The sequence below is a fragment of the Exiguobacterium sp. Helios genome, from assembly GCF_014524545.1.
GTDB lineage: Bacteria > Bacillota > Bacilli > Exiguobacteriales > Exiguobacteriaceae > Exiguobacterium_A.
In genome coordinates, this window is the sequence record NZ_CP053557.1 from 130,430 (window position 1) to 149,707 (window position 19,278).

Below are 19,278 nucleotides of genomic sequence, written 5' to 3' on the forward strand. Positions count from 1 at the left end.
GACCGAGATAACTTTTCTGAATATTCAAATCATATATTGTTTTAGTTGCTTAATCAATTACTTTTAGAACAATTAGTACTTTGTAACTATACCTATTTTTGGAATTTAGTTCATTTTTACGGAAATTGACCGATATTAATAATAAACCGTTCATCAATCGTTCCCCTCATTTTTTAAAAGAGAACAGATTGTCGGTTACGTATCGCGATACGCTACATACATGACTTAATTCAAAAGGAGGCAACTCATGACACCTCTCCAAAAATTCGAACGACAACTTTTGAAGAATTACTTGATTGGATCCTTTGTCGCTGTGTTCGGTGTCGGCTGTCTATTTATTTTCGAAACGTTGACATTCGATGCACGAGAACGTGTAATTTTGCTGACAATCATGTTTCTCTCTGTTGTTTTAATGTTTAGCTTCGAATATACGATCTATCGAAAACATATGCGTCCGCTCTATCAATTCTTTCAGACATCGACTCCGAGCCAAGCACAACTTACTGCTGCTTTTCGGACGACTCACCGTTTTCCGTTACTGACCATTAAACGTATTCTCGGACCTCATTTCCTTGGATTATCGATTCCGTCTTCTTCCTTAACGGCACTCGCCATTCATTTCAACTGGCTCGAAATGCCGTATTATCTGATCGGTCTTGCTTGCTTTGGTGCCATTCTCGTTGCCATCTTGCATGCTTTAATCGAATTTTTCTTAACGTATCGTGTCACGGAATCCATGTTGGCAGAATTAACGGTTCAATCGCAACAATATGGTCATGGTGAGCTTATCTTGACCAAAAAGGACTTCATCAGCCTCCGGCAAAAAATGTTAATCAGTACACTGATCATTGGTGTCTTCCCGATTTTATTGTTCGTTCTCGCTTCTGCCGTCCAGTTGACAGAGAACGAGAGCCTGCGCTCCTACTGGAGTTGGTCGACCTTAATCTTAATCGTCATCCTTTGTCTTGCGACATTTTGCAGTTTGCTTCTATATGAAAATATTCAAAAACCGATCCTGGCTTTGCAAGAAGGAGTTGCCCAGATTGAATCGGGTCAGTTGAACACGATCAACAATCCTTTTTCCGATGAATTCTCTCAATTAGTCGGCGGCTTCAACTTGATGGTCGAAGGTATCCAAGGCCGCGATCAGGAAAACGAACAGTTGCTCGACAGTTTGTTTACCTTGTTTGCTGCGACACTTGATGCCCGGGATCCGTATACCGCCGGACACTCATTACGCGTCGCGGAATATTCGGTTGAGATTGCCCGCGCTGCCGGCTTGACCGATGATTCAGTCGAGCTGTTGCGTAAATCCGCCCTTTTACATGACATTGGAAAAATCGGAATCCGGGATGATGTGTTATTGAAGGAAGGACGCTTGACCGATGACGAGTTCGACAAAATCAAACAACACCCCGTCATCGGCGTGCATATTTTATCGCAAGTTCATCTCCCGGAGAAGTTACAACCGATTCTTCCCGGGGTAAAGTACCATCACGAGCGTTACGATGGGAAAGGTTATCCAGAAGGTTTGGCGGGAGAATCGATTCCTGTCTTCGGACGGATCATGGCGATTGCTGATGCCTATGACGCGATGACATCCGATCGCCCTTACCGGAAAGGAATGCCCGTTGCAAAAGCACTCGCCATTTTGGAAGAAGGCAGCGGGACACAATGGGATGCTTCCTTTACACAACTGTTTCTTGATTTGAAGAGACCTCCTGTTATCAGCGCCTCTTGATTTTCATGAAAGGAGTTTCTTATGCACCCTAAAATTGTCGATCGTCACGAATTATATGTTGTCGGACTTGGTTTGACATGCGAAGAAAATGAATTACATGCACTTATGCCGGAACTGTGGCGTGAATTTTCACGACGCTCGCATGAAATTCCCGCTGAACCGGGAAGTTATCCACTTGATTTGTCACTTGGACAACGCGGGACAAAACATATGCAGTGTATCGGTCTTCCGGTAGAATCGCTTGAGCATATTCCTAAAGGGATGAAAGGACATCACATTCCTCCGGCCCGTTATATTTTTTGGAAACATGAAGGGTCTGACATTGAGATTTGGAAATCGTTTGAGAAGATGCAGCGCTTTGCGCAGAAGCATGGTATTACACTGGATCCGCTGAATTTTAAAATTGACGAGACACGTGACAATACACATCATCTCTATCAACGTATCCTTTAAAACCGCTATCTTAAGCGGTTTTTTTATGTTCTCTTAACTTTTTTTATGTCACTTAACTATTCAGTCAGGGTATTAAGTACTATATTCAGAAAATTCTAATTAATACGAACGCCTTATTCTCGCTTTTCCTTTTCTTTGGCATAGTTAGACTCAACCCAAACAAGGAGGCGATTTATTTTGAAAAAGTTTCTCGCTACATCGCTTGTCGCAAGTGTACTTGTCGTTCCTACAGTCGTCGGAGCAGAAGGTCTTCAAACTGGTAAACTGACGAAAGCTTCATCAGAACCAGCTGCATCAATCGTTAAAGAGTACGTCAACAAAAAAGGTGACTTCTCTGTCCAGAATGTCGAAAAAGACGGATCTTCACAGATCGTACGTCTCCAACAAGAAGTGGATGGCGTCCCTGTCTTTGGTAGTGTCGTCGTCGGAAATGTTGCGAAAGACGGTACTTTGAAAGCAGTCGTAAATGATGCTATCAACGTTAAAGGCAAACCTGGTCTCGCTAAAAAAGCATCACTTTCTGAGAAAAAAGCACTTAAACTTTATCAAAAAGCCATCAAAGCAACAGAATTCGAAGTGGCTCCTAAAGCAGAACTCGTCATCTATCCAGTCAAAGACGATGCGGTCTATGCTTACAAGGTCACATCAACTGTCCTCGCCGGCAAAGAGCCATCACGCTGGACTTACTTCATCGATGCGAATTCAGGTAAAGTTCTTAATAAATACGATCAACTCGCTCACGCAAAACCAGTCAACACAGTAACCGGAACGACTTCAGTCGGTACAGGTACGACAGTTCTCGGAACAACTGCAACCTTCAACACGGTGAAGAGCGGTTCTTACTATTACCTGCAGGATTCAACACGCGGTAAAGGAATCTACACGTACGATGCGAAAAACCGTAACACACTTCCAGGTTCGCTTTGGGCGGATCTCGATAACCAATTCAATACAACCTACGACCGTGCCGCTGTAAGCGCACAAGTTAACGCAGTGAAAACGTATGATTTCTACAAAAACACATACGGCCGCAACAGTTATGACAACGCAGGTGCTGCATTGAACTCTTCTGTCCACTACTCAACGAGCTACAACAATGCGTTCTGGGATGGAACGAAGATGGTCTATGGTGATGGAGACGGTTCAACATTCACATACCTCTCTGGTGCACTTGACGTCGTTGCCCACGAATTGACGCATGCCGTCACAGAATACACAGCTGGACTCGTCTACCAAAATGAATCGGGTGCCATCAACGAAGCCGTTTCCGATATCATGGGAACAGTTGCTGAGTACTCAGTCGGATCGAACTTTGATTGGCTCGTAGGAGAAGACATCTATACACCTGGTGTCAGCGGCGACGCACTCCGTTCGATGTCTAACCCGGCTGCTTACGGCGATCCGGACCACTACTCAAAACGCTACACAGGTACACAGGATAACGGTGGTGTCCACACGAACTCAGGTATCGTCAACAAAGCCGCTTACCTTCTCGGTAACGGTGGAACACACACTGGTGTCACAGTCACTGGTGTCGGCGTACCGAAACTCGGCGCAATCTACTACCGTGCCCTCAGCGTTTACTTGACTCCGAACTCGAACTTCAGCTCGCTCCGCGCAGCAGTCGTTCAATCAGCGAAAGACCTTTACGGTTCAACAAGTGCAGAAGCAACAGCAGCAGCGAAATCATTTGATGCTGTCGGCGTCTACTAAGAAAACTTCCTCCCAAGGATTTTCGACCTCCTGAGTCCATGACTCGGGAGGTTTTTTTTACGAAAAAAAACGATCTGTCAAAGACAGACCGTTCCGGTTTATTTCCCTGGGTCACGCGCGAGACGAAGTCGCGTTGATCCATTGTCCGGGAAAGCTTTCAATTGTAATTTCTCACCCTGGTACCATGTACCGTAACTCGTTTCAACGACAGGTTCCCCTAAAGCCGACAGACCGGAGGCTGATGCATTCGTCCAGTCGATCGCTTCGACGATTCCGTCGGATACGACAAGCAGATAACCCGCATTTGAGAAGTGATACGTGTTGACGGCATCTTTTTGCGTATTCCCGAGCTTACCGTACTTCGCTTCGAATTTTTCGAGCGGCTGCCCGAGGTATTGTTCCGGCTTCTCGATCGGTTGATTGGCAACGACTTGTGATAATGTCTCAAGCAATGTCTTGTCTTTTACGGACGACGGAACATCCATCCGGACATCCGTTTCCGGAATATAACCTTCGATAGCATCACTCAATTTCAAGTGAACCATCCCGTTCTCCGCATCTAAAATTTCATAGACATCCCCTAAATCAGCTTTATAGATAACGCTACTCCGATTGGCATCCTGATAGACATCCGCAAAAGGACGTGTGACCCATGCAGCTTGGCTGATTTCTGGTTTATCTGTCTTTTTCTTGGCTTTCTTCTCTTTTTTCTTTTGCTCGGCCGACGCTGATTTTTTCGTATCTTTCGCTTCTTTCTCTTGTTCGCCTCCGGTCGTTTTAGGTGACTCGACGGTCGACGTCGCTTGGCTGGCATCATTCGTCGACACCATATAACCCCATCCGCCGACAATCAGGACAGTCGCCAAAATACCGCCCAACGCAACGCTCCGGCGATTCCGCTTTTGCTTCCGGCGTTCTTTCCGGGATAACCGTTCTTGTTCTTTCTGTTGTTCATTTTGACTCATCTATTGTTCCTCCTGAATTGACCTAGACACTTTTTTAATCACTATACCACCGAATGCTGTGCCGGCAGTGGTTAAATTTCGATGACAGTTCTGCCTTGATGGGTTCCGTCAAGAAGTGACGCGACGACGTTTGAAATCTCACTCAGGCTTTTTGTATCGACCCACTCCCGAATCGGCAGTTTCCAGTCATTCGCCAGTTGATGCCACAGACGCACCCGTTCAGCAATCGGAAGTTGAACAGCATCAATCCCGATCAACCGAACCCCTCGCAAGATAAACGGATACACCGTCAACGTCATCTCAGCTCCTCCGACATTCCCGCATGTCGTAACCAGTCCACCGTATTGAACATACCGAATGACGGAGGCAAGCAACGGTCCTCCGACCGTATCGATGATGCCGGCATACGTACCTTTTTTCAACGGACGGGTCGTCTCATCCAAAAACGATTGCCGGGACAAGACTTCTGCCACGCCTTCTCGTTTCAAACGATCAGTTTCCGCCGCTTTGCCGGTGACTGCATGGACGACGAACCCCAAATTCAGAAGGAGTGCGACCGCAATACTACCGACACCACCTGTTGCACCGGTCACGAGAACCGGTCCGTCCTCCGGCTTGACCCGTTGCAAAAGTTCGTCGATGGATTGAGCGGCCGTTAATCCTGCTGTACCGTAAGCCATTGCTTCAAAGGTCGTGAATCCGTCCGGCAATGGTGTGATCCAGTCCCCCGGAACACGTATGTATTCTTGAAAACCACCGGACGTATTCATCCCGAAATCAAAACCGTTGACGACAACCGCTTCCCCTTCTTGAAACCGCGGATCAGTTGACGTGACGACATGTCCTGCTGCATCCACTCCCGGTATATGCGGATATTCTTTCGTCACTCCCCGGTTGCCCGTAACCGACAGTGCATCCTTATAATTGATGCAGGAATAGTCGACGCGGATCAAGACATCTCCTTCGGGCAAGTCGGCAATGTGCTTCGTTTCCAGTGTTCCTGTAAATTCCCCATCCTGTTCCCGAATAACAAATGCTTTAAATGTATCTTTCATATCCAAGTCCCCTTCCATGAATGACTTCCAGTAAGCTATACCCGAACACTGTCCCCGGCATACCTGTTCTTGTCCGATTCCCATGAAAAAACCGCGATGCCGAAGCATTCGCGGTTTTTGGCGTCTGACGAAAAGAAACTGGTTTTCCGCAGGTAGTCACGGGTGACAGGTAAACATGTCATCGGTCATGGGTCATTGGTGTGCCGTGGCCGTCGAGATTCCCGATTGGAAGAGGTTTGTGTCAGAAGCGCCGTCCTTGATCAGGAGTCTCACCTGATCAAGGCTTACATATAACGTGTACCGTCAAAATCAATCTCCGTCCGGTAATTGGCAGCATTGATCGCATTCGAGATCCGGTGCGCTGACCGCTCGATTTCCTGCGCTTTAATCCGGTACGCATCCGGATCGTACAGGGAATGCCGAATGACGGTCGTTCCTTCAAATCCGTATTGGAATTCGCGTTTCGGACGAGCAGCAAGTTCTTGGAATTGTGTTGCCTTTGCCCGGAGTTGCGTTGCCAGTTCAATCGCTTCGACGAGCGGCATTTCACCTTCCGTCGTCTCGATCATCGTCGATAAATTTGCCGCATAGACTAACCGGTCGAGTGTCCGCATATCCCGCCGGACTTCATCCATCGCTGACTCGACATCCAGTAGCGTCCGTTCCTGAGCGGTCGGTAAAGCCTCACCTTTTTCAAGATCAACAAACGCAATCCGGTCCACTTCCTCGACCAGCTGTTCGAGTTGTTTCCGTAAGATACTTTTTAATTTCACGGCATCTGCTAAATACATCTCTTCAATCCCCCGTTTCCTGATAACGTTCTTTTAACCTGTACGCCTGTCCGTCCGAAAAGGTTTCATTTGAATCGTCCGAGATAATCGGAAAAGTCCTGTTCGATGTCTGTCAGCACCGTCTTCGTCACATCAGACGATTGATTTGGATCATAGCGGACCGCCTCATACAGCTGTCGCAACTCAGGGGATGGTTGAAAACCGATCCGTGCAAACCATTCCCGGAATGACTCGGTTTCGCGACGCTTCAGTTTTTGGGGAAGATGACGGTTAAACAAGACAACCTGTTGCCGGACCTGTTCGACCGGTAATGGCGGCAGTTCGTCTTTTGGTTCCGTTTCTTCCAGGCGTTTTTTTATTCGAACCGAACGTGGTACTAACTCGTTTTCAGTATTGTCCCATTTCTTTCGTTTTCGGAAACGCCGAACAATCAGAAATAGTCCGGTCAAACCGGCGAGACTAATCGCGATCAATAGATAGGGAAAGCCACTTTCGCCTTCTTTGCCTTCGCCTTTTGAAAACGAATGAGATCCAAGTGAAATGAATTTTTCTTTTCGTGGTTCACCCCCACCATCACCTTTTTCATCCGTCTCATATCCATATTTAACTTGTCCGGGCGGCAATTCTTTTTTCTTAAATAAGTATGACCACCAAAACGTCAACGGTTCAGATTCACAGTTGCTTACACAACTCGGCTGACCGCCACCCGGAAACACTTCGATCTTTTGCGCAGCACTGTACCCTGCCTCAGCCAACGGTTTTATAATACCAAGTCCTAAAATGACCACACCTATCAAAATAAGCAATCGACTTCGAAAACGCATGTCCCCACCTCGTTAATGTCATTTTTATCCATTATAAACGAGTTCAACCCTAATTATCGGAATTTTTTGTTTTTTAGAGAAAAGAGCTTTAATCCTAAACGGGACGGGAAAAGGAAAAGAGTGATTTTTAGAGAGGGGTTTCTACATGTTGAGATTAGATGAAACACATGATCCGTATCAGAATGGTCAACTGATTGCAGAATATACCGAAACAAAATCAAACGGCGAGGCCGTCTTCCGGGCGGAACAACTGATGAAAGACAGTCCGTTTGTCGCGCCGCGCCGCACACCTCATCCGAGCCGGTATCTCCGGTCCTTGATTTCACCGCTCTTTTTGACGGATCGGGATAAACACATCCTTCCGTTGACGAAAGCGTTCGTCAGTGAACAGGATGAAATCCGGCCCAGCTGGTTCGGACGGCTGACGTATGAATTCGAGCAATTGATCAGCAACGTCCAAAAAGTCGATGTCAAAGACTATGGGGCGATTGGTGACGGCGTGACCGACGATACGCTCGCTTTTAAGGAAGCACTCGCGGACGGACACCGGCAAGTCCACGTTCCGGCCGGCACGTATCTTGTCCGCGGCATCCGCCTGCCGAGTTATACGATTTTGACCGGGGACGGAAAAGGACAGACGATTTTAAAACTGCATGACGCGGCACCGAAAGGACGCCGGTTGATTACGAATCAAAACTACTTACTCGGCAATCATCATCTGCTCGTCGAACGGATGACGCTGGATTGGAACATCGAGCGGATCGGTGACGCCAAAAAAAGCAGTACGTGGGGCAATCATTCCAGTTGCTTGACCTATGCGCACGTGACGTACGGGTGGGTCTTTGACGTGGATGCGGTGAATCCGGGATTACACTGCTTTGATATTTCAACTCCGTACTACAACTATAACGGCGACGGGGCACGGGCCAATCTCAGCAGTTCGTTCATCTGGTTCGACGGTCTGACCGGATCCGGATTTGGTGACGACGGGATTACGACCCATCACAGTGACCATCTGTTCATCTCGAACTGTTTCATGCATGACCCGAGCGGTCGTGCCCATGCGGTCGGCTTCTCGAACTCAAACGGGATTGAGATCGATGACGGTTCCCGGGATGTCTGGTTATTTAACAATGCGACGACCCGCTGCTTCGGTGGTCTTGAAATCAAGGCGCACGCGACATCATCCGCCGCATCGACTGTTAAAATCGTCGGGCATCTGTCTGTCGATGATCACCGGTCATTTAACTTCCGTCATATCGGTCATCATCAAGCGACGGATCCGACATCACAAACGGCATACAATATCATTGCGACCCGACTGATTGCCCAGACACCACAATATACGCCGCTGTATCAAAACTCGAAGCCACGGGCTCTTATCGTCTCTGCCTATCGAAATGTTGTCATTCATGATTTCACGGTGCTCGGTGATCCGTATTATGATTATCAGGAACAGCCGATGATCGGGATTCAATATAAAGCACGGAATGTCACGCTGAGCCAGGTCAAGATGAGCGGATTCCGACAAGCCAAAACGGATATTCAGATATTCGGGGGCGATAACCGGGCCGAAGATGTCCGATTAATCGATGTCCGGATTGAAGATTCGGCCAAACACGGCATCACGATCGGTCCGAACATCGAGCGGATCCGTCTGGCGAATGTCGCCATCAAAGGGGACGGAACAGTCGGTCTGAACGCCAAGTCTGAGCCAGAACTCGAACGGTTTATTGCGACCGGCTACAAAGTACCGGTCCGGACGCATGCCACATCTGGCTGATGAACGAAAAGAAGCGGCTTCGACAACAGTCAAAGCCGCTTCTTTTTATTGTGCCCGGAGATAAGCCAGAACGCGTGTATCGATCGATCGATCCGTCTGTTCCCGCATCTCGAAGTTTTCTGTATGCAGATATGTCCGGAACGCTTCCGCAAACGAACCACGGTATCCGAGTTCAAGCAGCTTATCCATCAACTCCGATTCGAGCGCATCATCAATCGGTTTGATTTCTTCCGGCTTGCTTGGTTGTAAATAGAGTGTATGCAACTGATAAATCCGCTCCAGTTCCTGAATCGGGCTCGCATGATCATCGACGCGCAAATCAATGTACCGGTCATTAAAACCACCGTAACCGCCGCCTTCTTTGACGACTAACAATGCTGCAGACTGCATGCCCCGTGAATCTCCACCTGCTGCCTGACCGGCCGCAAGTGCCCGAAGCAACCGTTCTGCCAGTGGTCCTTCTGTCGTCTCGAACACACGCGCCATTTCTTTGACCGTATTGCTGTCGACAAGGATGTTTCCTTGTGCCGCGAAGTGTTTTCCCGCAATCCCGCCTGCCCAATCGTTACATCCTTCTCCCGTGAACGTCGCACTTTTACCTGACGCATCCACGATTCCGACTTGGCGATCGGCCCATCCTTCATCGGCTTCCGTCAAACGTTTCAGGACTTCGTCGGCTGATTTTCCCTCTTCAATCATCCGTAATCCTTCCGGACCGTATGTCGTGTTTGCAAACGACTGGGTCGCAATCGCTCCGACACCGGCTTTCGCAAAAGGTACGGCACTGCCGACCGCTAAAAATTTCGACTGAACCGCTACACCCCACGCCTGCTCTTTTTCACAATACCCAACGATTGAATAAGTCATCTGTCTAAAATCCCCCTCGATTATCATACATACCCGTTCGTCGTAAGAATTCCCGTTTCCTGCATATGAAAAACCTTCCGTTCACTTCGAACGAAAGGTCGGGTTTGATTATTGAATTCCGAGAACTACTGCGAGCAGTAATGCACCACACGCAAGAACAATCCAGATCGCAAACAGTTTCCAGACAAACCGCAGCCATTTTTCATATGGAATACCGGCAATCGCCAGGAACGCCATTAAGTGGGCACTCGTCGGGAAAATCATATTCGTCAATCCATCGCCGTACTGAAAGGCGAGGACCGCGACTTGCCGCTCAATTCCGAGCAAATCAGCCAGTGGCGCCATGATCGGCATCGTTGTCGCCGCCTGTCCGCTTCCCGATGGAATAAAGAAGTTCGTAATCAACTGGACGATGTACATACCAATGACAGCTAAAGAAGTCGGTAACTGACCGACGGCATTCGACAAACCGTAAATCACGGTATCAATGACCCGTCCGTCTTCTAGGATGACAACAATCGCCCGGGCAAAACCGACGATCAAGGCACCGAATGTGACCGCCTTGGCTCCGTCAATTAAACTTTCGAATGTCCGGTTGACGCCCATCGTAACGATACCGGCAAGTAGACCTATGATCAGGAACGATGCCGTCAGTTCCGTCAAATACCAACCCCATTCAAAAATACCGATGACATTCAGCGTGATTCCGCCGACAAGCACCACTAGAACAAACAGATGTTTTTTCGAAAATCGGGAAAAAGTGGTCGCCGTTTCTTGTTTTCGGTGTTTCTCAAGATCATGCACAAGACTCTGTTCCGGATTTTTTTTGACCTTCTGTGCATAGTTCATGACATATAGAATCGTGACGACTAAAAAGACAAGATAAACTGCAGTCCGGTAACCGAGCCCACTAAATAACGGTACTTCAGCAATCGACTGCGCGACACCGACCGTAAACGGATTCAGCATGCCTCCGGCAAAACCGACGGCTGCCCCGAGGCTGACAATCGCCGCCCCTGTCATCGCATCATAGCCAAGTGCCCGTGCCAACATAATGCCGATTGGGACGAAGATGATGGTTTCTTCCGCCATTCCGATTGTCGCACCGGCGACTGAAAAGACAAACATCGTCATCGGGATCATAATATGTCCTTTTTGACCAAAACGATTGATCAGTTGATTGATGCCGGATTCGATAGCACCCGTTTGCCGGATGATACCAAAAACACCACCAACCAAAAAGATATAAAAGATGATGGCGGCACCTGCCTCCATCCCCTTTGGAATGGCTTCAAACAAACCAAAGAAGTTGACAGGCGCGGATTCGACTGCACGATACGTCCCGTCAATGACGACCGTTTGTCCGTCCTGTTTTTCCCGGTCAAACTGACCTGCTGGTAATGTATACGTCAAAATGACCGCAATCAGTAGAATCCCCATGATAATCGCGTACGTGTGAGGCATCTTGAAGAAGGAGCGCTCCGAAGCATCTGCCTGTGGTTTCCGTTCATTCATCCATTTGCCTCCTGACCTACCTTTAAATTTTGACTCTCTTAAGAGATAATGCCCTATTTATGGAAAAAATAACAGTCTATTTCATCATTTAATTTTTTTGTAATATATTAAAACTGTAAGAAAAATAAAAAACCCGACCGTAGTCAGGTTTTTCGAGTCTTACTCACGCATTAAATGATTGAACGTCTAATGGTTTCGCAAGTGCTGTTTGGGCAAATGCCACGAACTGACCGAAATGGGCACTTGTGTTGTGCGTTTCGATTGCTGCTTGATCTTCCCATTTCTCAATCATCATGAAGATATTCTCGTCTTCGATGCTTTGGAATAAATCATAACTGATGTTACCTGCTTCTAACCGTGACCCTTCAATCAATGTTTTTGTAGCTTCTAAAAACTCTTGACGTTTTGCAGGTTGTACTTCTAATTTTGCTTCAATGGCGATCATTGGAAGGCCTCCTCTAAAATTTCATTAACTCAAGTATCGTAGCACCTTCCTTTCCCATTCTCCATTAAGATGCTTGGACGATTAAGGAAGTTATATTCCGGGTAAAAAAATGTATCATTTTGACATCAGAGAGGAGTTCATCTATGAACGTCGAGACTTTTTATTTCGAGGATGATGGCGAAATCCCCAATAATCCTAATTTACCTGTACTTATTTATCGACATGCTTTTGACGATCCTTCTTCTATTGAAGAGACTTTTAATATGCACAACTGGAAAAACAGCTGGGTGGATGGGATTTTTGATTTTCACCATTATCACAGTGTCGCCCACGAAGTCATCGGCATTCTTGAAGGACACGCCAGCATTCAGCTCGGCGGACCGCTTGGAAAAACATTTACGTTAACCGCCGGCGATGTCGTCGTCCTGCCTGCCGGTACGGGCCACAGGGCTTTACACACAAGCCAGAAGTTTCAAGTCGTCGGTGCCTATCCAAAGGGCCAAGACTACGATACCTTAACCGGTGATCCGTGTGAACGACCGGATAACTTGAAGCGGATTGCTCAGGTTGAACGTCCCGAGACGGATCCCGTTTACGGACGACAAGGACCGTTACTCGAGCATTGGTAATGGCGTCTGCTTTCCTTTCATTTGGAAAGCAGACGTTTTTTTCTGTCACATCAGTGGTAAACCCTACTATTGTGCTTTTTAAAGGAGGAACTGAGATGAATGAGACAGAACGGACCGTCATACTGGCGGCACTGAAACAAAAGACCGTAACACTTCCGGATCAGACGCATGTTCGTGCACTTGGCCAAGGGACATGGCGTATGGGAGAAGACCAAAGTAAGCGTCAGGCTGAAATCGAAGCCTTGCATGTCGGACTCGACAGCGGGATGGAATTGATTGATACGGCTGAAATGTACGGAGAAGGCGCTTCTGAAAAGCTGATTCGAGAAGTGCTGAAAGAACGACGTGATGAAGTGTTCCTCGTCTCAAAAGTTTACCCGCATAATGCCGGCGGCGAAAAACTGCGTGCAGCATGTGAACAGACACTTGAAAATCTTGGTACTGATTACTTGGATCTTTATCTATTGCACTGGCGCGGCAGCATCCCGCTTCAGGAAACGGTCGACGGCCTCGAGCAATTAAAAGCAGAAGGTAAAATCCGCCGGTGGGGTGTCTCAAACTTTGATGTCAAAGATATGAAAGAACTCCTCGCTCTTGATAAAGGCGATCAATGCGCCGTCAACCAGGTGCTGTACCATCTCGGTTCGCGTGGTATCGAGTATGAATTGATTCCGCTCTTAAAACAACACGGCATTCCGGTCATGGCCTATTGCCCACTCGCAGAAGGCGGCAGCTTACGGGAGCAGTTGCTGGATCATCCGACCGTCGAACGTCTTGCGGAAGAACATGGCGTCAAACCGGCACAAATTCTACTGGCCTGGGCGATTCGTAGCGGTGACGTCATCGCCATCCCGAAAGCCGGGCAGGCACAACACGTGGAAGAAAACGGGAAAGCCGCGTTAGTCGAGTTAACCGACGAAGAATATACAGCACTCGATGAAGCATTCCCGGCACCAACTAAAAAAGAAGCACTTGATATCGTCTAAGGAGGAATCATCAGTCATGAACAAATCAGTCAAACTCGGAAAATCCAATTTAACAGTCAACCCTATCGGTCTTGGAACGAATGCCGTCGGTGGACACAACCTCTATCCGAACCTCGATGAGCAGGCCGGTCGTGATCTTGTCCGCGTCGCTTTGATGAATGGCATTAATTTCCTCGATACAGCCTATATTTATGGTCCGGAACGTTCGGAAGAATTGGTTGGTGAAGTGTGGAGTGAAACCGTGGAACGTGAAGAAGTCATTCTCGCGACAAAAGGAGCCCACCAACTAGTTGACGGAAAAGTCGTCATGAACAACTCACCCGATTTTTTAAAACAAGCGGTCGAAGACAGTCTGAAACGTTTGCGGACAGATTATATCGATCTGTATTACATTCATTTTCCAGACGAGACGACACCAAAAGACGAAGCCGTCGCAGCGCTTGCTGAGCTGAAAGCAGAAGGTAAAATCCGGGCAATCGGTGTCTCGAACTTCTCACTCGAACAATTAAAGGAAGCGAATAAAGACGGTCACGTCGACGTTTATCAAGGAGAATACAATCTCTTTAAACGCGATGCCGAAAAAGAGATTTTACCGTACATCCGCGAACACGGCATTTCATTCGTACCGTACTTCCCGCTTGCTGCCGGTCTGCTTGCCGGAAAATACGATGCCGAAACGAAATTTGATGATCTTCGGAAAAACGATCCACTGTTCCAGGAGGATGTCTTTAAAGATAATCTGGCAAAAGTCGACTTGTTGCGTCCGATTGCAGAAGCAAAAGATGCCGAAGTCGCGCATATCGTCCTCGCCTGGTATTTGGCACAGGACGGCATCGATGCCATCATTCCGGGGGCGAAACGGGCCGAACAGGTTACGGATACAATCCGGACACTCGATGTCGAATTAACGGAAGACGAAATTCGTCAAATCGATCAAATCTTCAGCTGAGACCAAAACACCACGCCAGGAGGACTTGGCGTGGTGTTGCTTTGAGCAGATTAAGCGAAAATCTTCGGCAAGGTCCGTATGATAAAGAAACAGGAGGCGATTCATATGAAACATCATTTTCACCTGACAGCAGACTGGCCTGGCAACCGCAACGACGTCGGACAAATCGAAACCGGCGAATTAAAAACCAAGATTTCAATTCCGGACGCAATGGACGGTCCCGGTGTCGGTACCAATCCGGACGAGATGTTACTTGGCGCAGCAGCAACCTGTTACATCATTACACTTGCTGCCATGCTGGAACGGAACAACATTCCGAAAGTGTCACTGACGATGGAATCGGAAGGAATCGTTGACGTCACGAATGGTGTCTTCACGTATGATGCGATCATTCACCGCCCGACACTGATTCTGCCGGCAGAGACCACCGAAGCGAACTTGATAAAAGCACGCCGTCTGGCTGAAAAAGCAGAAGGATCGTGTATGATTACGCGCGCACTGGCCGGTAATGTGAAGGTTTCGTTAGAGGCGGTCGTGGAGTTGGAAGGCTGAGGATTCTTTTCGATGTATGCTGATACAGTACGACTTCATTTCTTTATTGAAATGAGGTCTTTTATTTTTGATTAGATTCTTGCTGCACAATTTTCAGTTCCTTCGTATACTGAACTTAGTTTGGAATTTATTGGAGGTCATCAGATGTCATCGTTTCAAGAAAAATTACGCAGTCAAAATACTGAATCTCATCCTTTTGAAAAAAGCTCTCCGATTCAACCGGCAGATTATACCGCCGAATTACTAACACACTTAAATGAACTCTTCTATAAATCGATTGTTGAACTTCAACACAATCAACTGACCGGGGAAATGATTGAAACCACAAACCGTTGGCTCTCTGCATTAGATGAACCGCTTTTGGCTACGCCCTTGCATCGTGAATTAATATCTTCTACTGCGACACCTGTACATTATGAAAAATCATTAAGAGCTTGGGATTTAATTGCACCGGGACAGGAAAATCAGGAAAAACTGTTACATCACTTGATTGATGAATTATCAACAGCCCAATCTGCCGACTGGATGGTCAGCTTTACACGCCATTCCGGAATTCAAACACTCGTCCCTTCATTTCAAGAAGCGGAACGGATCAATAAACCGATTCGTATCTTAACTTCATTTTATATGAACATTACGGAAGCCAAAGCATTACGTACCCTGATGCAGTTTAAAAATATCGAGATTAAAATTTACGAACCGATCAAAAAAAATCAGGCTTTCCATCCAAAAGCTTATTTATTTACGCGGGAAACTAATTTACATAGTGCGATTATCGGTTCATCCAATTTATCAAAGTCTGCTTTAACCAACGGACTGGAGTGGAATGTTCGAATTCCCCATTCTCCTCTCACGTCTTTAGTTTCTCAAGCGCAAACTCTGTTTAATAATCTTTGGAACAGTAACGAAGCCATTCCCTGCACCTCAGCAATTTTAGATCAATATGAACAACACCATTTAGACGCTCCGAAAATCAAACAGTTTATCGTCAATGACCGCGTTGCAGAGCCTCCTGTTGAATACGAAGTAATTCAGCCAAATGAGATGCAGCTTCCGGCTTTGGAACAATTACACCGTTTACGGTTAAAGCAACAAACAAAAGCCATGGTCATTGCAGCAACGGGAACAGGAAAAACTTATTTGGCTGCCTTTGATGTGAAACAGTTTGATGCCAAACGTGTTCTATTCGTTGCCCATCGTGGAAAACTGTTATCTCAAGCTGAAGAAACATTCAAAAAGATTTTCACAGATGGCGATGCTACTTTTGGTCGTTATCAAGCAAATCAAAAAGATCTTGATAAACAATTTATCTTTGCGACCATTCAAACGTTTTCAAAAGAAATTCATTTGGAACAATTCGATCCAAACACTTTTGATTACATCATCATCGATGAGTTTCACCATGCTGCTTCCGAGTCTTACCAAAAAATCCTCAACTACTTTACATCGCAATTTTTACTCGGCATTACAGCAACACCGGAACGAATGGACGGATTAAATATCTTTAAGTTAGTGGACCACAATATTGCATACGAAATTCGATTGTACGATGCATTGGCCCAAGACTTATTAACACCGTTCCATTACTTTGGTATTCAAGATGATGAAGCGATTGATTATGAAGCCATTCCACAAAAAAACGGTTTATACATTGAAAAAGATTTAGTGGAAGCACTCGAACGTTCATCTCGAACAGAGTATATTCTTGAGATGATGACTAAGTTTGGTCACAGCGGCGCAAATCAAGTCGGTCTCGGCTTTTGTGTCAATATTGATCATGCCGAATACATGGCTGCTGAGTTTAACAAGCACCAAATCGAGTCACTGGCTATCACAAGTAAACAAACGGAAGCAGAACGGGAACACGCCATTCAACGGCTGGAAGATGACCGGGATCCGCTATCGTTTATCTTTACCGTTGATCTTTTCAATGAAGGTGTCGATATCCCTAAAATCAACGTCATGCTGTTTTTACGTCCTACGGAATCGCCGACGATTTTTATCCAGCAACTCGGTCGCGGTTTGCGTAAACATGAATCTAAAGAATACGTTACGATTTTAGACTTCATCGGCAACAGCCAACGCGCTTTTGTCGCACCACTTGTCTTATCCGGTCAGCAATCTTTCCATTCCATCGACCGTTATCATGTCGCCAATGCGGTTCAAAACCATTTCCCGATTTTGCCTGAAGGTTCCTTGGCGATTTTGGATCGTGTGACAGAGACCTTCATCATTGAACAAATGAAAAAAATCGAGTTCTCAGCCAGTAAACAGTTACGCGAAAGTTATCAGCGGCTTATGACAATGATCGGCGACACACCATCATTAAACGATTTGGTCACGCATCCGGACGCACCGGCAATCGAAACCATTATTCAGCAGTGGAAAAGTGTCCTGCGATTAAAACAACTGGAAAAAGTAGCGACCGATGAAGAAGTGGCTTTATTGCTTAATCCGGATACACGACGTGTTCTTCAACATATCGAAAGTTGGTTCCCGATCCGCGAACCGTTCAGCTTGTTGATGATTCAATTACTATTCAACCAACAAACCATTTCAGCTGATGATGTCATTCAATCGACAGCAATCCGTTTTGCCGTTTCAGCGGAAGCCTTAACACATCGTTTGCCTTTGATTCAGCATTTGTTTAATCGCTGGTCTACTTCTTTAAAACACGATCGGATTATTTTGCTCGTTGAATCTGCCACTAGTGAATATGCCTTCTCGGAAGAGATGACCCGGGTTTTAGCATCGTCACCAGAGTTAGTCGACTATTTGCAGGAGTTGATCCAGGCAGGCCTCCACTCATTTGAGCAACTTTCCGGAGGCGAAAACTGGTTGACTAGCTCTCAATCGCTGATTTCGAGAATGACATACAGTCGTTCTGTCATCCAACGATTATTACAATCTCCAAGCCAGGAAGGTTCATGGCGTGAAGGAGTCGCACAAGCCGGAGACGATTATGTATTATTCGTGAATTTACACAAAAATGAATCGATTGAAGATCAGTTGAATTATCAAGACTACTTTATTGATAAAGACCATTTCCACTGGCAATCGCAAAGTATCGCTACAGCAACCGGAAAATCTGGTGAACTCTACCGCCACCACGAAGCACGCGGAATCAAAATTCATCTCTTTATTCGAAAAGCTGAAAAGGAGCAAGGTCGTTCCCTGCCCTTTACGTACTTCGGTGAACTGATTCACAAAAGCAGTCACGGATCAAAACCGATTAATGTGGAGTGGATTTTAAAAGAACCTCTAACAAGCGAAGAATTTATTTCGTGGAAAAAGCTTTCATGATTTTTTGAACAGCTGGAATGTCTGCCGGAGCCCAGTCTAAAGAATCTAACTGTTTGACGGGTACCCATCGTAATTCGGCATGTTCCAGTGCTTGAGGTTCACCTGATACAATCGTTGATTGAAAAGTCGATAACTCAACAATTACTTTGTCGTATTCATGTCGTGTCGTTTCGATGTGATTACCTACTTGAATCGTACAATTTAACTCTTCCTGAATTTCGCGGCGGAGAGACTCTTCCGGACGTTCACCCAGTTCGATTTTCCCGCCCGGAAACTCCCATAAGTTTGGTAATGACATGACAGGACTGCGAAGAGCACACAGAATTTCGTTTTTTGAATTAGTAACTACTGCACCTACAACGGAAATTGTCTTTTTTGACATGCTATTCATCCTCTCTTTAGTCAATCATTTATGTTTATCCTAAACTACGACTCATGAAAAAGGATCACTTCTTTCATGCGACTCCTACAGGAAAAAGCGCAGGAATCTGCGCTGTCAGAGACAAATAAGACCCGATGCTCGATTCCATGGAATTGAGCATTCTGGCTTATGTCTCGCCTGAGGAAAGCGCATGGAAAAGAGGTGACTCTTTTTTTACAAAAGTTATCCACACCAACAGCTATTTGCCTCAATCATTTTTTATTCAAATTATCCACATGTGGATAACTTTCCATATGCTATACTTTTACTACTTATCCACAATTAG

At 46.4% G+C, this 19,278-nt stretch carries 17 protein-coding genes; 9 read left to right on the top strand and 8 right to left on the bottom strand.

Going from position 1 to position 19,278, the window contains the following annotated elements; all coding sequences use genetic code 11:
* The first annotated feature begins 247 nt into the window (after positions 1-247).
* The 3 genes from HNY42_RS00720 (at position 248) to HNY42_RS00730 (ending at position 3,907) form a co-directional block, all read left to right on the top strand.
* Entirely contained in the window at positions 248-1,741 is a 1,494-nt protein-coding gene (locus HNY42_RS00720) for an HD domain-containing phosphohydrolase (protein ID WP_131503541.1), read from the top strand.
* Between the two features lie 21 nt (positions 1,742-1,762).
* Positions 1,763-2,194 carry a GyrI-like domain-containing protein gene (locus HNY42_RS00725; protein ID WP_131503542.1) on the top strand — a complete coding sequence of 144 codons (432 nt, stop codon included), beginning with the start codon at positions 1,763-1,765 and terminating at the stop codon, positions 2,192-2,194.
* 177 nt (positions 2,195-2,371) lie between these two features.
* Entirely contained in the window at positions 2,372-3,907 is a 1,536-nt protein-coding gene (locus HNY42_RS00730) for a M4 family metallopeptidase (protein ID WP_131503543.1), read from the top strand.
* 98 nt (positions 3,908-4,005) lie between these two features.
* Here HNY42_RS00730 and HNY42_RS00735 read toward each other — a convergent pair whose 3' ends face one another.
* From HNY42_RS00735 to HNY42_RS00750, 4 genes are all read right to left on the bottom strand, one after another.
* Positions 4,006-4,872, bottom strand: a complete 867-nt coding sequence (locus HNY42_RS00735; protein ID WP_131503544.1) for a hypothetical protein — start codon at positions 4,870-4,872, stop codon at positions 4,006-4,008.
* Between the two features lie 71 nt (positions 4,873-4,943).
* Positions 4,944-5,927, bottom strand: a complete 984-nt coding sequence (locus HNY42_RS00740) for a YhdH/YhfP family quinone oxidoreductase (protein WP_131503545.1) — start codon at positions 5,925-5,927, stop codon at positions 4,944-4,946.
* A gap of 284 nt (positions 5,928-6,211) precedes the next feature.
* Positions 6,212-6,718 (bottom strand): hypothetical protein, encoded by a 507-nt coding sequence (locus HNY42_RS00745; RefSeq protein ID WP_131503546.1) that lies wholly within the window; start codon positions 6,716-6,718, stop codon positions 6,212-6,214.
* A gap of 65 nt (positions 6,719-6,783) precedes the next feature.
* Positions 6,784-7,542, bottom strand: coding sequence for a hypothetical protein (locus tag HNY42_RS00750; RefSeq protein ID WP_188004898.1), 759 nt, complete (start codon positions 7,540-7,542; stop codon positions 6,784-6,786).
* A gap of 145 nt (positions 7,543-7,687) precedes the next feature.
* On the opposite strand from HNY42_RS00750, the gene HNY42_RS00755 reads away from it, so the two are divergent.
* On the top strand, positions 7,688-9,325 hold the full coding sequence (locus HNY42_RS00755; RefSeq protein ID WP_188004899.1) for a glycoside hydrolase family 55 protein: 1,638 nt from the start codon (positions 7,688-7,690) through the stop codon (positions 9,323-9,325).
* A 45-nt stretch (positions 9,326-9,370) separates the two neighbouring features.
* Here the strand turns inward: HNY42_RS00755 and HNY42_RS00760 are convergent, their stop codons facing one another.
* The 3 genes from HNY42_RS00760 to HNY42_RS00770 all read right to left on the bottom strand — a co-directional run bounded on the left by HNY42_RS00760 (position 9,371) and on the right by HNY42_RS00770 (position 12,152).
* The gene (locus tag HNY42_RS00760; protein WP_188004900.1) at positions 9,371-10,192 is read right to left on the bottom strand and encodes a DUF1028 domain-containing protein; all 822 of its coding nucleotides are present in this window, start codon (positions 10,190-10,192) and stop codon (positions 9,371-9,373) included.
* Positions 10,193-10,300: 108 nt separating this feature from the next.
* Entirely contained in the window at positions 10,301-11,707 is a 1,407-nt protein-coding gene (locus tag HNY42_RS00765) for a YfcC family protein (protein WP_188004901.1), read from the bottom strand.
* Between the two features lie 163 nt (positions 11,708-11,870).
* Positions 11,871-12,152, bottom strand: coding sequence for a putative quinol monooxygenase (locus HNY42_RS00770; RefSeq protein ID WP_188004902.1), 282 nt, complete (start codon positions 12,150-12,152; stop codon positions 11,871-11,873).
* Positions 12,153-12,415: 263 nt separating this feature from the next.
* Here HNY42_RS00770 and HNY42_RS00775 point away from each other — a divergent pair, with 263 nt between their 5' ends.
* The 5 genes from HNY42_RS00775 (at position 12,416) to HNY42_RS00795 (ending at position 18,571) form a co-directional block, all read left to right on the top strand.
* Positions 12,416-12,781, top strand: a complete 366-nt coding sequence (locus HNY42_RS00775; RefSeq protein WP_370528965.1) for a cupin domain-containing protein — start codon at positions 12,416-12,418, stop codon at positions 12,779-12,781.
* Between the two features lie 95 nt (positions 12,782-12,876).
* Complete coding sequence (locus HNY42_RS00780) at positions 12,877-13,767, top strand: aldo/keto reductase (RefSeq protein ID WP_255508407.1); 891 nt, start codon at positions 12,877-12,879, stop codon at positions 13,765-13,767.
* 16 nt (positions 13,768-13,783) lie between these two features.
* Positions 13,784-14,716 (top strand): aldo/keto reductase, encoded by a 933-nt coding sequence (locus HNY42_RS00785; RefSeq protein WP_131503554.1) that lies wholly within the window; start codon positions 13,784-13,786, stop codon positions 14,714-14,716.
* 105 nt (positions 14,717-14,821) lie between these two features.
* The gene (locus HNY42_RS00790; RefSeq protein WP_131973525.1) at positions 14,822-15,268 is read left to right on the top strand and encodes an OsmC family protein; all 447 of its coding nucleotides are present in this window, start codon (positions 14,822-14,824) and stop codon (positions 15,266-15,268) included.
* 144 nt (positions 15,269-15,412) lie between these two features.
* The gene (locus HNY42_RS00795; RefSeq protein ID WP_188004904.1) at positions 15,413-18,571 is read left to right on the top strand and encodes a DUF3427 domain-containing protein; all 3,159 of its coding nucleotides are present in this window, start codon (positions 15,413-15,415) and stop codon (positions 18,569-18,571) included.
* Here HNY42_RS00795 and HNY42_RS00800 read toward each other — a convergent pair.
* The gene (locus tag HNY42_RS00800; RefSeq protein WP_131503557.1) at positions 18,546-18,953 is read right to left on the bottom strand and encodes a (deoxy)nucleoside triphosphate pyrophosphohydrolase; all 408 of its coding nucleotides are present in this window, start codon (positions 18,951-18,953) and stop codon (positions 18,546-18,548) included. The two genes, HNY42_RS00795 and HNY42_RS00800, sit on opposite strands and share 26 nt — an antisense overlap.
* Positions 18,954-19,278 lie beyond the last annotated feature (325 nt).

What these genes read in the sequence shown, in the direction of transcription:
- HNY42_RS00745 (WP_131503546.1), bottom strand. Translation starts at nt 6,718, where the DNA reads ATGTATTTAGCAGATGCCGTGAAATTAAAAAGTATCTTACGGAAACAA.
- HNY42_RS00755 (WP_188004899.1), top strand. Translation starts at nt 7,688, where the DNA reads ATGTTGAGATTAGATGAAACACATGATCCGTATCAGAATGGTCAACTG.
- HNY42_RS00765 (WP_188004901.1), bottom strand. Translation starts at nt 11,707, where the DNA reads ATGAATGAACGGAAACCACAGGCAGATGCTTCGGAGCGCTCCTTCTTC.
- HNY42_RS00800 (WP_131503557.1), bottom strand. Translation starts at nt 18,953, where the DNA reads ATGTCAAAAAAGACAATTTCCGTTGTAGGTGCAGTAGTTACTAATTCA.
- HNY42_RS00760 (WP_188004900.1), bottom strand. Translation starts at nt 10,192, where the DNA reads ATGACTTATTCAATCGTTGGGTATTGTGAAAAAGAGCAGGCGTGGGGT.
- HNY42_RS00725 (WP_131503542.1), top strand. Translation starts at nt 1,763, where the DNA reads ATGCACCCTAAAATTGTCGATCGTCACGAATTATATGTTGTCGGACTT.
- HNY42_RS00780 (WP_255508407.1), top strand. Translation starts at nt 12,877, where the DNA reads ATGAATGAGACAGAACGGACCGTCATACTGGCGGCACTGAAACAAAAG.
- HNY42_RS00790 (WP_131973525.1), top strand. Translation starts at nt 14,822, where the DNA reads ATGAAACATCATTTTCACCTGACAGCAGACTGGCCTGGCAACCGCAAC.
- HNY42_RS00785 (WP_131503554.1), top strand. Translation starts at nt 13,784, where the DNA reads ATGAACAAATCAGTCAAACTCGGAAAATCCAATTTAACAGTCAACCCT.
- HNY42_RS00775 (WP_370528965.1), top strand. Translation starts at nt 12,416, where the DNA reads ATGCACAACTGGAAAAACAGCTGGGTGGATGGGATTTTTGATTTTCAC.
- HNY42_RS00750 (WP_188004898.1), bottom strand. Translation starts at nt 7,542, where the DNA reads ATGCGTTTTCGAAGTCGATTGCTTATTTTGATAGGTGTGGTCATTTTA.
- HNY42_RS00735 (WP_131503544.1), bottom strand. Translation starts at nt 4,872, where the DNA reads ATGAGTCAAAATGAACAACAGAAAGAACAAGAACGGTTATCCCGGAAA.
- HNY42_RS00740 (WP_131503545.1), bottom strand. Translation starts at nt 5,927, where the DNA reads ATGAAAGATACATTTAAAGCATTTGTTATTCGGGAACAGGATGGGGAA.
- HNY42_RS00720 (WP_131503541.1), top strand. Translation starts at nt 248, where the DNA reads ATGACACCTCTCCAAAAATTCGAACGACAACTTTTGAAGAATTACTTG.
- HNY42_RS00795 (WP_188004904.1), top strand. Translation starts at nt 15,413, where the DNA reads ATGTCATCGTTTCAAGAAAAATTACGCAGTCAAAATACTGAATCTCAT.
- HNY42_RS00770 (WP_188004902.1), bottom strand. Translation starts at nt 12,152, where the DNA reads ATGATCGCCATTGAAGCAAAATTAGAAGTACAACCTGCAAAACGTCAA.